The following is a 14,398-nucleotide window of genomic DNA, read 5'->3' on the forward strand; positions in this document are numbered from 1 at the left end:
CCTACTCATCTGTAAGGCCGCATTCTTCTTTCCACTTCTTGATAAATAAACTCATCAATTCATGCCGCTCATCAGCAAGCTGTTTTCCTGCATGAGTGTTCATCAAGTCTTTTAATTTGAGCAGTTTTTCTTCCATATGCTTGAGCACAGAGCGCTGCTGCGTATCCTCTGTATAATGGGGCTCACCTGTTGCGCCAGCATACGTAAACACTCTAGCGATACCGCTTGCTCCTATCGCATCCAGCCTATCGGCATCTTGAACAATGGTCCCTTCTAACGTCATTGGCCTAAACTGCTTTTGCCGATGACGAAAAGACATCGTTGTAATAATGTCCATGATATAGCGGATATCACGCGGGTCCAATTCCCACAAGAGGAGCTGGTTCTCAAGCTGTTTTTCAGTGACCTTCCATTCACTTGACAGCTTTTCATCAATGACATCATGTACAATCGCTGCCATCTCGATGATAAATAGAGAGCCGCCTTCCTGATTTGCAATACGGACGGCAAGCTGGCGTACACGAGCAACATGAGCCGCATCGTGTCCTGTCGGTTCATTCTTCAGCCTGTCTGACACAAAGGAGGCTGCTGCCTCCAATTGTTTTTGCTGCATGACTGTCAGCATCTTATTTGTTAAGCAGAGCGATGATTGAGCTTTCTAATTCTTTTGGTGGTGTTTTCGGCGAGAAACGTTCAATGACTTCTCCGTTTTGGTCCACGATAAATTTGGTGAAATTCCATTTCACTGTTTTTGTCCCAAGCACACCTTTCGCTTCACTTGTTAAATGCTTGAACAGCGGGTGCGCCTCTTCGCCATTGACATCTACTTTCGCAAACATAGGGAAGGTCACTCCATAATTCAAAGAACAGAATTCTTGAATGGCTTCTTCTCCTTCTGGCTCTTGGTTCATAAATTGGTTACATGGAAATCCTAAAATTTCAAGGCCCTTTTCATGATATTGATCATATAGCTCTTGTAATTGTTTAAATTGAGGAGTCAGCCCACATTTGCTTGCTGTATTTACAATAATGAGCACTTTTCCTTTGTAATCTGCCATCGATTTTTCCTGACCGTTAATGGTCTTGACCTGAATATCATAAATTGACATCTCATAGCCTCCTGGGATTCACTTTTTCCTATCGTAACATGCTTCTTTTAGAAAATCGCTTTTTATGCTCCCGATTAAAAGAGTCCTGTCACACTGCCGTCTTCTAATAAATCCATGTCGAGAGCCGCAGGTTTTTTAGGTAAGCCAGGCATTGTCAAAATGCTTCCGGTTAAGGCCACAATAAACCCTGCTCCTACAGATGGCTTTAACTCTCGAATCGTAATGGTAAAGCCTTTAGGTCTGCCGATTAAAGCTGGATCATCCGAAAGAGAATATTGTGTTTTTGCCATACAAACCGGCAAATGAGCCCAGCCATTTTCCTCAATGGCAGCCAGCTGCTTTCTTGCTTTAGTTGTGAGCGTGACCCCATCTGCCCCATAAACCACTTTGGCCACTTTAGATAACTTTTCTTCGATGGAATCGTTCTCTTCATACAAATAGGTAAAGTTGTTCTTTTTCTTTTCAATAAGTGCTGCTAGTTCCTCGGCAAGAGCTGTCCCGCCTTCGCCTCCTTCTTCCCATACATTCACGGCTTTGACTGGATGGCCATGTTTGCTGCACCAATCTTCTATCGCTTGAATTTCTTCTTTTGTATCCGTCATAAACCGGTTGACCGCGACAATATATGGAAGACCAAAAGCTTGCACAGTTTCAATATGCTTTTCTAAATTATGTATACCTTTTAATACGGCTTGTGCATTCTCTTCTTTGAGTTCGGTTTTCTTCATTCCTCCATGCATCTTTAATGCTCTCACTGTTGCGACAATGACAACTGCACCAGGTTTGAAATCACCAGCTCTTGTTTTAATGTGGAGGAACTTTTCTGCTCCAAGATCTGCTCCAAATCCAGCTTCTGTTACGACATAATCAGCTAATTTTGCTGCCATTTTGGTTGCAATTAAACTATTGCATCCATGTGCAATATTAGCAAAAGGACCGCCATGGACAAGGGCTGGGGTTCCTTCAATCGTTTGAACAAGGTTCGGTTTGAGTGCGTCTTTTAAAAGTAGCGTCAGAACACCTTCATATCCAAGTGCTCCCACTGTGACTGGCTCGCCTTCTTGATTATAGGCAACAACAATAGAAGAAAGACGTTTTTTTAAGTCGTTTAAGTCTTCTGCTAAACAGAGGATCGCCATCATTTCGGAAGCCACTGTAATATCAAATCCGTCTTCTCTAGGATACCCATTTAACTGACCGCCAAGTCCGACAACGACCTGTCTTAATGCACGATCATTTAAATCAAGCACCCGCTTCCACACAATGCGCCGCGTGTCGATGCCGAGTTCATTTCCGTGATGGATATGGTTATCAATAAATGCAGATAAGGCGTTATGTGCAGATGTAATGGCATGAAAATCTCCTGTGAAATGAAGATTGATTTCTTCCATTGGCAGCACCTGTGAATATCCTCCGCCCGCTGCTCCGCCTTTAATCCCCATTGTAGGACCTAATGATGGCTCACGCATCGCAATGATCGCTTTTTTGCCAATTTTTTCGAAGGCTTGACCAAGGCCGACAGTTACGGTGGATTTCCCCTCACCTGCTGGCGTAGGGTTCATCGAAGTGACAAGAATCACGTGTCCTTCTTTTTGTTTCTTTAAACGATCAAAAATAGTCAAAGAAATTTTCGCTTTTGTGAAACCATAGCATTCTAATTCTTCGTCATGTATTTGCAGCTTTGCTGCGATGTCCTGAATCGGTCTCAGCTTAGCCTTTTGGGCAATGTCAATGTCTGATAAATGCTTTGTGATCATAACAAAACGGCCTCCTTTTTTTACAGAAACAGCATTCTTTTTTGCTCTATTTTTCATTGTAACATAATTGAAACATTGAAATATCGCCAGAAAGTTCCTATAATGAAATGAAATTAGCTTTGGTTCAGGGGGTGGCGAGTTGCCTATTAACATACCAGTTCATCTGCCGGCAAAACAAATACTAGAGAGCGAAAATATTTTCGTCATGGATGAGACAAGGGCATTCAAGCAAGATATCCGTCCTTTGAATATCGTGATCTTAAATTTAATGCCAAAAAAAATACAAACTGAAACGCAGCTGCTGAGAATGCTCGGTAATTCTCCTTTACAAGTGTACTTTACGTTCTTGATTCCAAGTACACATACACCGAAAAATACGTCGAGAGAGCATCTAGATGAATTTTATACAACCTTTGAATCAATTCGCCATAAAAAATTTGATGGAATGATCATTACTGGCGCACCAATCGAGCACTTACCTTTTGAAGAAGTTTCTTATTGGAAAGAGCTGCAGGACATTTTGGACTGGAGTAAAACCAATGTGACGTCTACCCTTCATATTTGCTGGGGTGCACAGGCAGGTTTATATCACCATTACGGGATTGAAAAAATCAAGCTTCCTGAGAAAAAATTTGGCGTATTTGAGCATATTGTGAAAGAGAAAAAAGAAAGATTAGTCAGAGGTTTTGATGAAGTATACTATGTCCCACATTCTAGGCATACAGATATTAATACAGAACAATTAAAAAACACGCCGAATTTGAAAGTCTTGAGTATGTCTGAAGAAGCGGGTGTTTGTTTAATTGTTTCAGATGATGATAAACAAGTATTTTTAACGGGACATCCCGAATATGATACAGATACATTGATGCAGGAATATGAAAGAGATTTGTTGAAACATGATACAGTCCAAAAACCTGTCCACTATTTTATAGAAGATGGGGAGACATTAATCCCAGTAAATCGCTGGAAAGCCCATGCCACCTTATTGTTTATGAATTGGCTTAATTATTATGTTTATCAAGAAACACCATACGTTTGGGAATAAAACAGACTGTGGTCTGATGATAAATCGTCAAAATGTGTTAAAATACAAATGGCTCTGTCTTCCATTATCAATTGAATCTGTTTATTTTTTAAAATTAGTTTAATTCTTTCGTAACGAATGATATGCTCTAACTGTTTATATGTTATCTTTTTGTATATGTAGACCTATGAGATTAATAGTTTTCGTACGAAGTTTTGTTGTTGTTGATTACATTTGAGGTGAATATTCTTGAATACCAATAAAAAAATATTAATCTTGACCGCAAATTATGGAAATGGACATATGCAGGTAGCAAAAACACTGTATGATGAATGCAAATCCAAAGGGTTTGAACATGTTGTAGTTTCTAATTTGTATCAAGAATCGAATCCCATTGTGTCAGAAGTGACTCAATATTTATACTTGAAGAGCTTTTCCATTGGGAAACAATTTTATCGCTTGTTTTATTACGGTGTAGATAAAATTTACAATAAACGCAAATTTAACCTTTATTTAAAGATGGGAAATAAGCGTCTCGATGAATTAATTCAGTTACACAATCCGGACATCATTATTATTACATTCCCGATGATTGTGGTACCAGAATACCGGAACAAAACAGGTAAAGTGATTCCGACTTTTAATGTCATGACAGATTTTTGTCTCCATAAGATTTGGGTACATGAAAACATCGACCGTTACTATGTTGCAACCGATTATGTGAAACAAAAATTAATGGAAATCGGCACACATCCAAGCGATGTCAAGGTGACAGGCATTCCTATTAGACCACAGTTTGAAGCAGACGTGCCAAAATCGATGATCTATAAGAAATATGGATTATCATCCGACAAAAAAGTTCTTCTCATCATGGCCGGTGCTCACGGTGTACTAAAAAATGTGAGGGAATTATGTGAGGCGCTGCTTCTCGACAGTGAAGTACAAATTGTTGTTGTATGCGGAAAGAACGCCGCGCTGAAACAATCGCTTAGCGTTCTTGAACAAGCACACCCAGATCAATTGAAGGCGCTTGGATATGTGGAACAAATTGATGAATTGTTCAGAGTAACAGATTGTATGATTACAAAACCAGGCGGCATTACTTTAACAGAAGCAACTGCAATCGGTGTCCCGGTCATTCTTTACAAGCCTGTCCCTGGACAAGAAAAGGAAAATGCTCTTTTCTTTGAGGATTATGGCGCTGCCATTGTCATTAACAGACATGAAGACATTTTAGAAACTGTGACCAACTTGCTGCAGAACGAAGAAAAATTAGAAACAATGAAACAAAACATGAAAAAACTGCACTTAAAACACTCTTCTCAAACCATTTTGGAAGATATCGTCGAGCAGTCAGATCTCATTATGAATAACAAAACTTATGCTCGCGCATTATCATAAAAAGGTGTCCGTTAATGACGGACACCTTTCAGATTGTTCACAAAGGGCTAAAATGATTTTTATTTTAGCTCTTTGTCTTCTTTTCAGCGTGATAGAAAACCTTTGCAGTCTAGGAAGGACGAGCACTGGCGCGGAGCGAATTTGACATTCGTGAGCACCAGCGCGCAGGACTGACAAAGAATGCGAGGGTTTGTCTACACGCTGAAAGGTGTCCGTTAATGACGGACACCTTTTTCTTCACCCTTGATTTCCATTTGTTGTGTATACTTCTTCAAACGGCTGAACGACAACAAAGCCGCTTCCACTAAACTTCATTTGAATGGATTCTCCGCTTCCCCTGCCAATAAAAGTTTTAAAGGAAACATCAGTCACAAATTCAGTTTTTAAATCCCCTGACCACGCAACAGTCGCATTCGGATCTGTATAAACAGAGTCACCAGACTGAACAATGAGCGTCAGCGGCTCATAATGACTTGTGATGGCAACTAAGCCCGACCCTTCTAATTTGACATTAAATAATCCACCTGCAAGCATGCCGGACACTTTTTTCATCAATTTGATATCCCAGCGGACAGATGGTTCAAATGCGAGCAGGTCGTTTCCATTCACAAAAATAGATTCTCCTTGAGCCATTCGAAGAATCGATATTTTTTTCCCTTGATCTGCCACATATAATTTCCCATCACCTGTCGCCTTCATTAGTGAGGTCCCCTCTCCTGAGAGCATTTTTTTGAACATCTTTGAGACGCCGTGCTCAAAAACACCCTCACGCTCAAATTTGATTTTTCCTCGATAGGAGACCATGGAACCTGTTTTCGCCCAAATGGTGTCAGTCAAATTAATTTCTAAAAGTCTTGATGTTTCAAGTTCGAAGACACCTTCTCCCTTATCTTCTTGCTGCGTATTCTGAACAAATTCTTCAAGTGTATAACGATTCATGATTGCACCTCTTTCTTTATTTTTTATATACGGACAAACTGCATGCTAAGTTCCGAAAAGAACGTTTTATATTTCATTGTTATTCACCAAAAAAACAAAAAAATCAAACATTCTGCTCAAAATTTGGCTCGCCTGCTTGACGCTTTACTTTTGATGGTGTATAGTGGAACCATCATTTAACAACTGCAAAGTCGTTAGGTGATGAAAATTTTTTTTAGTATGCCAAAAGGTGTGCTACAGTACTAGGAGGAAAAAGCAATATGCAAAACGGTAAAGTAAAATGGTTCAATAATGAAAAAGGTTTCGGCTTCATTGAAGTTGAAGGCGGAGACGATGTATTCGTTCACTTCACAGCTATCGAAGGTGACGGCTACAAGTCTTTAGAAGAAGGACAAGAAGTTTCTTTTGAAATCGTTGAAGGTAATCGTGGACCTCAAGCTGCAAACGTAACAAAACTTTAATCAACTAAATCAATGATGAAACGACAAAATAAAGAGAGGCATATGCCTCTCTTATTTGATTTTCAGCTGAATTTCAATGGCTAAAATATTTTGCTTCAGTCGTTGTTCAATTTCAGAAATATCTTTTTCGAGAAAAGGTCTTCCCTTCTTTGCTACATCTACTAGCTGCTCTAGATCGCTGTATACCTCTTGAAATGTTCGATGTAATACCGTTTCGAAATCCTTATTATCCATGCCGGCCTTCCCCTTTTCCTCTATTATCCGTCACTTAGTCAAAAAGTAACTCAACCAAAACTTTCTATAGTTATATCGGCTCATTTTTCAGAATATGTTCTTTTTTTACACATTCTATCCGTTTTTTTCATGAGCGGATGTTTGAGCAGGGAAAACCGGGGCGGCAGCCGCTTACTTTTTAAGCAGCGTCTGTCCGTATTCTTTTATTTTCTCTCCTACTGTGCATTGCTGAATACAAAAGGAGTGGGCGTATTTTTTGCCATATTCTTTTCGAAAGTGCTTCTTAATCAAACAATCTGAACAATACGTGTCTTGGAGATCCGTCAATTCTTGTACTGCTGTTTTTTTATCCACATTATTCAGCTCCGTCTGCTTCTAATTTCAATTTACTTTCAATTGGAACGTCTGCAAGCATCTGCCTTGCAAGCTGATCCGCTTCTGCATTCTGTTTACGATCGATGACTTCATATGTTGGCGTAAGCCTCAGCTCTTTTAAAGCCGCTTCAATCCGGTCGAGCCATTTGTTATGTATATCATCATAACAAGGCCATTCTCCTTTTAATTGATTCATGACAACAAGTGAATCGCCTCTAATCGTGACAGAATTTCTGCTTGCTCCAAGGTCTTTTAAAGCTTTGACTGCCTCAAATAAAGCCGCATACTCTGCTTCATTATTGGTGACTCCTTGGAAGGGCTGATTTTTTCTCAAACGATAAGCATCTTCTCCAAGCTTATAGTAGACGACAACCCCAAGGCCAGAGTCGCCTGTTTCTTTGTGAAAACTTGCATCAAAATAGACCTGAAGCTGATCAGGTTCAAGCTTTAGTTCTTCATTTAGCTTTTCAAGTTCTTTAATAGACCACATCGCCCCTTTTTCATCTTCAAATGATAGGAGTGACTGTGGTTCTTTTTTGTCGATATGTTTGGCTAAAATCAAGGCCTCTTTTAGCTCCAACCAATCTTCTTGGAAAAAAGCAATGGACCCAATCGATTTCACTTTCATTGTATAGTGTGCTCTTAATTTCATTGATCACATCGCCTTCCCGTGCTTTTAAGGTAAACATACGTTATGCTATAATCAAAAAGTTACATTTTACAATGAGAAAGGAAGTTCATGTCACTTGTTTAATGAAGGTATTTGGATCTTATTTGCGATCATTAATTTTATCATTGTTCTTCTATTTTATAAAGGATTTGGCAAGATGGGCCTTTTCGTCTGGATTGGCTTTGCGACGGTTGCTGCAAATTTACAAGTGGTCAAAACCGTTGAATTGTTTGGCTTAACGGCAACACTTGGAAACATTTTATATGGCAGTGTGTTTTTTGCAACGGACGTATTGAATGAAAAATATGGACAAAATGAAGCGAGAAAAGCTGTCTGGATTGGTTTTGCCACCCTTTTAACGCTAACCGTTGTCATGCAGGAGGCTTTGCTTTTCCATCCAGCTCCATCTGACATTTCTCAAACGTCGCTGGAAACGATATTTGGCTTTATGCCAAGGGTCGCACTTGGCAGTCTTGCTGCTTATATCATCAGTCAAATGTTAGATGTTTATGTATATTCGTTTATTCGCCGGATATTTCCTTCCGATGGTGCGCTCTGGGTGCGCAACGCTGGAAGTACGATGATCAGCCAGCTGCTTGATACACTGATCTTTACAACCATTGCCTTTCTTGGCTCCTATCCATTTCATGTATGGATCGAAATCTTCATCACGACTTATGTGATTAAATTTATCGTCGCCGCGATTGCGACACCATACGCGTATGCAGCGAAAAGAATGGTTCCGCTTGATGAAAGGGGGAAATAAATTGCCGGCTGAAATATACATTGATGGTGCTAGCGCAGGTAATCCGGGTCCTTCTGGCATCGGCATTTTCATTAAATATGATGGAAAAGCAGAATCTTTCTCGATTCCTCTTGGATCAATGAGCAATCACGAAGCAGAATTTTCGGCTCTCATTGAAGGGATGAAAATCTGCGTTGAAAAAGGACTGCGATCTGTTTCGTTTCGAACAGATTCACAGGTAGTTGACCGTGCGGCCAATGCAGGATTTGCAAAAAATCCAGCCTTTCAGCATTTTTTAAAAGAGATGATCGAGCTTCAAAGCCAGTTTGATTTATTTTTCATTAAGTGGATTCCAAGCAAGGAAAATCAAGTAGCTGATCAGCTCGCTAGAAAAGCGATTCACCTTTCTAAAGGATGAATCGCTTTTTTTCGGTTATGCTAATGTATGAGGTGATACTGATTGGATAAAGAAAATAAAGGTCGTGTCACAAATGGGACAACCCCTCAAGGTGATGCGCAAACAAAAGATAAGCAGCCACTATCTCAGCTCGAAAATAGAGCGAAGAAAAGCAATACAAAAAGATGAAACTAGAGATCAGCTTAGCTTAGCTGATCTCTAGTTTACTTAACCGATTTACCATCGGTTCAATTCCTTTGATTTGATGGTATCGCAGCATGGCAGCAGCCCGTTCTTGATTGATGTTCATCTTCGTCTCATCAATTGGACAGCTCAGCGGGACATCACATTTGATCTCTGCCAATAGACGGGAAAGCTTCAAATCTTCTAATCCTGCTTGCATTTTCTTTTGCTGGGCAGCCGTTAGTTCATGAACATTTTCTAATAATCCGTCAATGGTTTGATATGTTTGAATAAATTTTAATGCTGTTTTTTCTCCGATTCCTTTGACGCCTGGGTAATTATCACTTGAATCCCCCATAAGTGCTTTCATATCGATCAGCGCCTTTGGAGAGATGCCCATTTCCTCTTCAAATAAGGCTTTTGTATAATGTTTATAATTCCCGATTCCTTTTTGCATTAGAGCAACCGTCACTTGTTCATTCAATATTTGCAGCAAATCTCTGTCCCCAGTTAGGACAGTCACACGTGCTTCATTTTGATAGAGTGACGCCAGCGTGCCGATACAATCATCTGCCTCAAAGCCCTTTAAACCAACGTTTACAATTCCTAATTCTTCTGTCGCTTCTTTTGCTAAATCGAATTGCGGAATGAGCTCGGCAGGTGCCTCTCCTCGATTTGCTTTATAATCTTGAAACAATTCATTTCGGTATGTTTGGCTTCCCATATCCCAGCAGCAAACAATATGAGTTGGCTCAAATGTCTGAACAGCGGTTAATAAATGCTTCAAATAGCCATTTACTCCATTTGTCGGGACACCATGATCATTTATCATAAAATTTCGATGGACAGCCGTTGCATAAAACGATCTGAACAGAAGCGCCATGCCATCAACCAGCAATACGTGTTTATTCATTCTTATAAACTCCCTTTTTCAAAACAATACTCCTATTCTATCATAGAACATCGAATTCGACATAAAAAAGGCGCCTTCTTCTTTTGGAAAAGAAGCGGCACCCGGGGGATTACTTTTGACCGTATTGCATTTTTTTGGATTCTGCTTCAGCGTAGGATAGCATCTCTTTTTGTTTAGGGTGACGCTCATCCTGCTTTTTTGCATGCTGCTTTTTTTCCATCATCATTCCCCTTTCTCGGTTCACTTGTTAAGATGACCAAAAAAGAGAAAGTTACTCTTTACTTCTGTTTTCGTTCGACATACTCCCTGATCATATCAATCGTGACATGCTTACGCAGCGGAACAATTCCGCCTCGTGCAAGCTCATTCATCTTCGAAGTAATTTCATTGATCTCGTCAGTTGTAAATGGGTCGTTTTGCTCACACTTGAAAACAGCAGTCTCTATTGCCTGCTCTCTTTTCTGCTCAAGCGCAAGAAAAGAGTTGATATGGGCATTCTGTTTTTGTGAATGTGCGGAAATTTCTTCGTGTACGCTCGTCATTTTTTATCAACTGCTTTCTTTTTTATATAGTCTATCATGAATCAAATGGTGTTCAACTGGTTCTTCCATTCATTTGTTTGCTTGTATACTTGTTCTATCATCGCCTGCTCTTTCGCATCTGTCGTCAAGCTCATGGTAAATGTTTGTTTTTGTTCACTCAGCTGCTTGAGCGCTTCTGTTTCATATCTTTCAGTAAAAGTCTTCACCATTATATCGTATCTGTTCTGTAATTCTTCTTTTTCTTTATCTGCCCATTTCGTCGTTAATTGGAAAAGGACATCTCGAATCGCTTCAATAAACGCTGCCTTCCCGTTTTGTTCAAAGAAAGCTTTCGTTGATTTTTGCTTTTTTAAGAGCGGCTCAAACGGCGTTAGATCCGCTTCCACTTCAATTTGTTTCAGCTCGGCATTTTTCTCATCTGGCGGCGACAGCCGGAGAGAAAAGTAAGGATCTTCTGCACACGCAGCCTGTAACCCTTTCTCCCACTCCTCTTTGAAGTATTGAGTGATAAATGATTCCATTCGAATATCAAGCGCTTTTATCTCCTGTACAAACTCAAATTCATAATCCTTTAACGCTTGTTCCAGCGCTTTTTTCAGCTCCTGCCTGAAGTCCCCTTGAGATATTCCAGGATAAAAGGCTGTCTTTAACAGATCATTTGCATAAAGTGACAAGCGCTGAACAATGTGGTAGAGCTGTTCGTGCAAGTCCTTTTTCACACTTTCTGTTACTAGCTTAGATCGTTTAATATGGCTCATTTGATCAACGATCGCTTCATAGGATGTGTCTATCTTTTTCATTTCTGCTTGCTTTTCATCTTCCGACTGATGAAGCGTCTCATGCAGCTTGTCAACTGTTCTACATAATGTACTCGCTTCAAAATACAGAAGCTCAATTGCATCTTTCGTTAATTCTTCCTCAATAAAATAGTCGAGCTGTGTTCTAAGCTGTGCATACTGGTTATAAGGCGACTGGCCCTTGCCTTCAATCTCTTCCTTACTCGATACATGATGAAGGTTTGGATGCCGGATGCCTTCTTTTGTGAGCTCATTTTTCACATAGTCAAAGACGGTTTCAAGCTCTGTTTGATCTTTTGCGAGGTCAGCTGCATTGATAATAAAAAACATTTTATCCATGCTGAATGAATCTTTTACAAGCCCGAGTTTACGTAAAAATGACCGGTCTGCTTTTGAGAAAGAATGCTGGTAGTAAGTTAAATAAAGAAGGGCATCAGCATCCTTCATATATTGAAAGGCAATCTCTGTATGACGTTTATTCATACTGCTGGCGCCTGGTGTATCAACAATCGTCAGTCCTTTATCTGTTAAAGGTGTACTTAAATACACCGTCACTTCCTTCACCACACAAGAAACAGCCTCTTCTGCCACATATGGCTTTAATTCTTGCAGGGTGACATTGAGCGGTGTTTGTTTTTGAATGGAATCACGGAACTTTTCATGAGCGTTTAAAAAATGGTCAACAATGATGCGGTGATCCTGTTCAAGCTCTCTTTTTTTCAGCGTTCGTTCGAGTTTCGCTTGAAACGTATCTCCCTTTTCTTCTGTTATAGAAAAACCGAGAATTTGATCGAGCTCTTCTAATATTTCCTGCTCGGTTTTAAACATCACTTTCACGCTTTCATGCGGATGGTCTTCTGTCGGCCGCGTCAGCTTATTGATCGTGGCCGTCGTTGGTGTAGGAGATGATGGCAGCACCTTTCTTCCAACAAGGGCATTGGCAAACGAAGATTTCCCTGAACTAAAAGCACCGAATAAGGCGAGTGTAAATTCCTTCGCTTGCAGCCGCTTTGTTCGTTTTTCAAAGGACTTTCTTTGAGATTGAAGCGCGTTTAATGGCTTTAAAATTTGAGAAAGCTGCTCAAACTGGTCAATCGACTGCGCTGTTGGAATATGCTGTGATTGTCGCATTTGATCAAGCGCTGTCTGCTGCTGATTTTCTTTTTCGCTTTTTTCGGTATGAGTTGATGTTTGATTCTGATTTAGCTCGTCATGCTGCATCCGGTGTTTTTTCACATAAAACCAATCTTCTTCGATCTGCTCATTTGTTCCGTTTTGCCATATATCCCAGACATGCTCAATATCTCTTCTGATTTGATCATTTTTTTCCATGCATTGCTCCAGCGCTTGGAGCTCCTGTGCTGCCTGGGTCCATTTATCTTGCTGCTTTCTCTTTTCATTCATGAGCTGGGTGTTCAGCATGTCGGTCATTTGTTCAATCAATGGTATTGCTTTTTGTTTCGTCTGTCTTTTCAGTGCTTCACCAGCATCTTTTGCATATTGCAAAACGTATTCATTTGAAAATGTCGCACCGTGATGGATCACGTTTTCAAGCAGTGATTCTTCTACAGGCGTTTCAAACGCCATCACTTGATTTAATAGCTCTTCACCAAGCTGATGCTTCTTGACTTCTTTTTTGAGCAGCTCAGCAATATGCCAGTCTACTTCTGCTTTCATTCTTGCTTTGACATCTGCTAAGAACTCGTTCGCCCGCTTTTCTTTTTCCTGCTCGGTTTTATTTTTCGCGAACAGCAGTCCTACCTTAAAGCCAGATGCTTTCGATTCAATATAGTCACTTGCGAGCTCTCTCATTTTAAATGGGGTTAGATTTGCATTTTTTAAAATGTTCTCGACTTCAGAAGACACTTCATCTTCTAACTGTTTTGCTCCATTTTCAATGAAGCTTCTTTTCGCTTCAAGTTCCTTCACTTCTTTTCTTTTTTCTTGAAGCTGTAAATCCAGTCCCTCTTCCTGCAGCTCTTCTTTTAATGAATCAATATGTTCTTTTAAAACGTGCTCTATTTTCTGTTCGGTATAGGCGCGAAGCGATGCTTCTGGCAATGTTTGTAATTCTTGCAGTTTCTCGATTAAACGAATCATTTCGTTTCTTGGATGCGCCTCATCGGTTACAGATGTAAAGTATAGGTGTTCTTCTTCAATGCCTTCTTTTTGAAGCATATCAACTACTTGATTTTTGTAGTCTTCAAACGCTGTCTCATGCTCATCATGTCGATCGACTTGATTTACGATAAAATAAAGATTTGGCACTTTCTCTTTAATGGAGCGAATGAAACGAATGTTTTCCTCCGAATGAACATGGTTGTAATGAACGACATAAAAAAGAGCATCTGCTTGATGAAGAATAGACGCAGCAGATAAAAAGTGAGCATGATCCGTTGAATCAATCCCGGGTGTATCAATCACTGCCACCTTTTCTTCCAGTCCTTTATAGTCCCCGCTCATTTCCACCATTTCAATCTGTTCTCCATCCTTACAAAAACGCTGAACTGCTTCTTTATCATAAGAACCGCTCATTTTTGCAATACGGCCATCTGAGGTGTGAAGCTTGACTTCACTCTCCCCTTTCCTCACGACGACCAAGTTTGCACTTGTTGGTATTGGACTCGTTGGCAGGATGTGATCATGAAGCAGATGATTCACAAGTGATGACTTTCCAGCTGAATAGTGGCCGGTAAATGCGATATACATTTCTTCTTCTGCTTCCTTTTTGATAATCGATGCAAGTTTGGCTGCGCGTTCATGATCATCCCTTTTGAGAAGGCTTTGATATAAAGCACCTGTAGTATGAACGAGCGAATCTCGAATAGACAAGTCTTCCATGACGATA

The 14,398-nt window shown here is 40.1% G+C and carries 16 protein-coding genes; 6 read left to right on the forward strand and 10 right to left on the reverse strand.

The genetic code is table 11. The features are described 5' to 3' along the window. Position 1 precedes the first annotated feature (1 nt). From M1D81_RS10320 to M1D81_RS10330, 3 genes are all read right to left on the reverse strand, one after another. Positions 2–613, reverse strand: coding sequence for an HD domain-containing protein (locus M1D81_RS10320; protein WP_456266973.1), 612 nt, complete (start codon positions 611–613; stop codon positions 2–4). A 13-nt stretch (positions 614–626) separates the two neighbouring features. Next, the gene (locus M1D81_RS10325) at positions 627–1,109 is read right to left on the reverse strand and encodes a glutathione peroxidase (RefSeq protein WP_456266972.1); all 483 of its coding nucleotides are present in this window, start codon (positions 1,107–1,109) and stop codon (positions 627–629) included. 74 nt (positions 1,110–1,183) lie between these two features. Further along, entirely contained in the window at positions 1,184–2,866 is a 1,683-nt protein-coding gene (locus M1D81_RS10330; RefSeq protein ID WP_456266971.1) for a formate--tetrahydrofolate ligase, read from the reverse strand. Positions 2,867–3,005: 139 nt separating this feature from the next. Here M1D81_RS10330 and metA point away from each other — a divergent pair, with 139 nt between their 5' ends. Then, the gene (metA, locus tag M1D81_RS10335) at positions 3,006–3,914 is read left to right on the forward strand and encodes a homoserine O-acetyltransferase MetA (protein ID WP_456266970.1); all 909 of its coding nucleotides are present in this window, start codon (positions 3,006–3,008) and stop codon (positions 3,912–3,914) included. A 228-nt stretch (positions 3,915–4,142) separates the two neighbouring features. Continuing rightward, entirely contained in the window at positions 4,143–5,294 is a 1,152-nt protein-coding gene (locus tag M1D81_RS10340; RefSeq protein ID WP_456266969.1) for a diglucosyl diacylglycerol synthase, read from the forward strand. 237 nt (positions 5,295–5,531) lie between these two features. Here M1D81_RS10340 and M1D81_RS10345 read toward each other — a convergent pair whose 3' ends face one another. Beyond that, positions 5,532–6,233, reverse strand: coding sequence for an AIM24 family protein (locus M1D81_RS10345; protein ID WP_456266968.1), 702 nt, complete (start codon positions 6,231–6,233; stop codon positions 5,532–5,534). Between the two features lie 260 nt (positions 6,234–6,493). Between M1D81_RS10345 and cspD the strand changes: the two genes are divergently transcribed. Next, positions 6,494–6,694, forward strand: coding sequence for a cold-shock protein CspD (gene cspD, locus M1D81_RS10350; RefSeq protein WP_024422747.1), 201 nt, complete (start codon positions 6,494–6,496; stop codon positions 6,692–6,694). Positions 6,695–6,745: 51 nt separating this feature from the next. Here the strand turns inward: cspD and M1D81_RS10355 are convergent, their stop codons facing one another. The 3 genes from M1D81_RS10355 to M1D81_RS10365 all read right to left on the reverse strand — a co-directional run bounded on the left by M1D81_RS10355 (position 6,746) and on the right by M1D81_RS10365 (position 7,955). Next, the gene (locus M1D81_RS10355) at positions 6,746–6,928 is read right to left on the reverse strand and encodes a hypothetical protein (protein ID WP_008346368.1); all 183 of its coding nucleotides are present in this window, start codon (positions 6,926–6,928) and stop codon (positions 6,746–6,748) included. Positions 6,929–7,099: 171 nt separating this feature from the next. Continuing rightward, positions 7,100–7,282, reverse strand: coding sequence for a zinc-finger domain-containing protein (locus M1D81_RS10360; protein ID WP_024422748.1), 183 nt, complete (start codon positions 7,280–7,282; stop codon positions 7,100–7,102). A 1-nt stretch (position 7,283) separates the two neighbouring features. Further along, positions 7,284–7,955, reverse strand: coding sequence for a ribonuclease H family protein (locus tag M1D81_RS10365; RefSeq protein WP_456266967.1), 672 nt, complete (start codon positions 7,953–7,955; stop codon positions 7,284–7,286). Between the two features lie 94 nt (positions 7,956–8,049). Here M1D81_RS10365 and M1D81_RS10370 point away from each other — a divergent pair, with 94 nt between their 5' ends. Genes M1D81_RS10370 through M1D81_RS10380 form a run of 3 tightly spaced genes read left to right on the forward strand, consistent with a single transcriptional unit; the run spans position 8,050 to position 9,304 of the window. Next, positions 8,050–8,739 carry a queuosine precursor transporter gene (locus M1D81_RS10370; RefSeq protein WP_456266966.1) on the forward strand — a complete coding sequence of 230 codons (690 nt, stop codon included), beginning with the start codon at positions 8,050–8,052 and terminating at the stop codon, positions 8,737–8,739. A gap of 1 nt (position 8,740) precedes the next feature. Then, on the forward strand, positions 8,741–9,136 hold the full coding sequence (locus M1D81_RS10375; protein ID WP_456266965.1) for a reverse transcriptase-like protein: 396 nt from the start codon (positions 8,741–8,743) through the stop codon (positions 9,134–9,136). A 42-nt stretch (positions 9,137–9,178) separates the two neighbouring features. Continuing rightward, entirely contained in the window at positions 9,179–9,304 is a 126-nt protein-coding gene (locus M1D81_RS10380) for a hypothetical protein (RefSeq protein ID WP_003215584.1), read from the forward strand. 19 nt (positions 9,305–9,323) lie between these two features. On the opposite strand, the gene M1D81_RS10385 is transcribed toward M1D81_RS10380, so the two are convergent. From M1D81_RS10385 to M1D81_RS10395, 3 genes are all read right to left on the reverse strand, one after another. Beyond that, positions 9,324–10,211: a 5'-3' exonuclease gene (locus M1D81_RS10385; protein ID WP_456266964.1), complete on the reverse strand. Its 888-nt coding sequence runs from the start codon at positions 10,209–10,211 to the stop codon at positions 9,324–9,326. A gap of 278 nt (positions 10,212–10,489) precedes the next feature. Next, a complete protein-coding gene (locus tag M1D81_RS10390) occupies positions 10,490–10,753 on the reverse strand; it encodes a YpbS family protein (protein WP_456266963.1) in 264 nt (87 codons plus the stop codon). Between the two features lie 41 nt (positions 10,754–10,794). Then, on the reverse strand, positions 10,795–14,391 hold the full coding sequence (locus M1D81_RS10395; RefSeq protein WP_456266962.1) for a dynamin family protein: 3,597 nt from the start codon (positions 14,389–14,391) through the stop codon (positions 10,795–10,797). Between the last annotated feature and the right edge of the window lie 7 nt (positions 14,392–14,398).

This window comes from Bacillus sp. JZ105, from assembly GCF_053903125.1.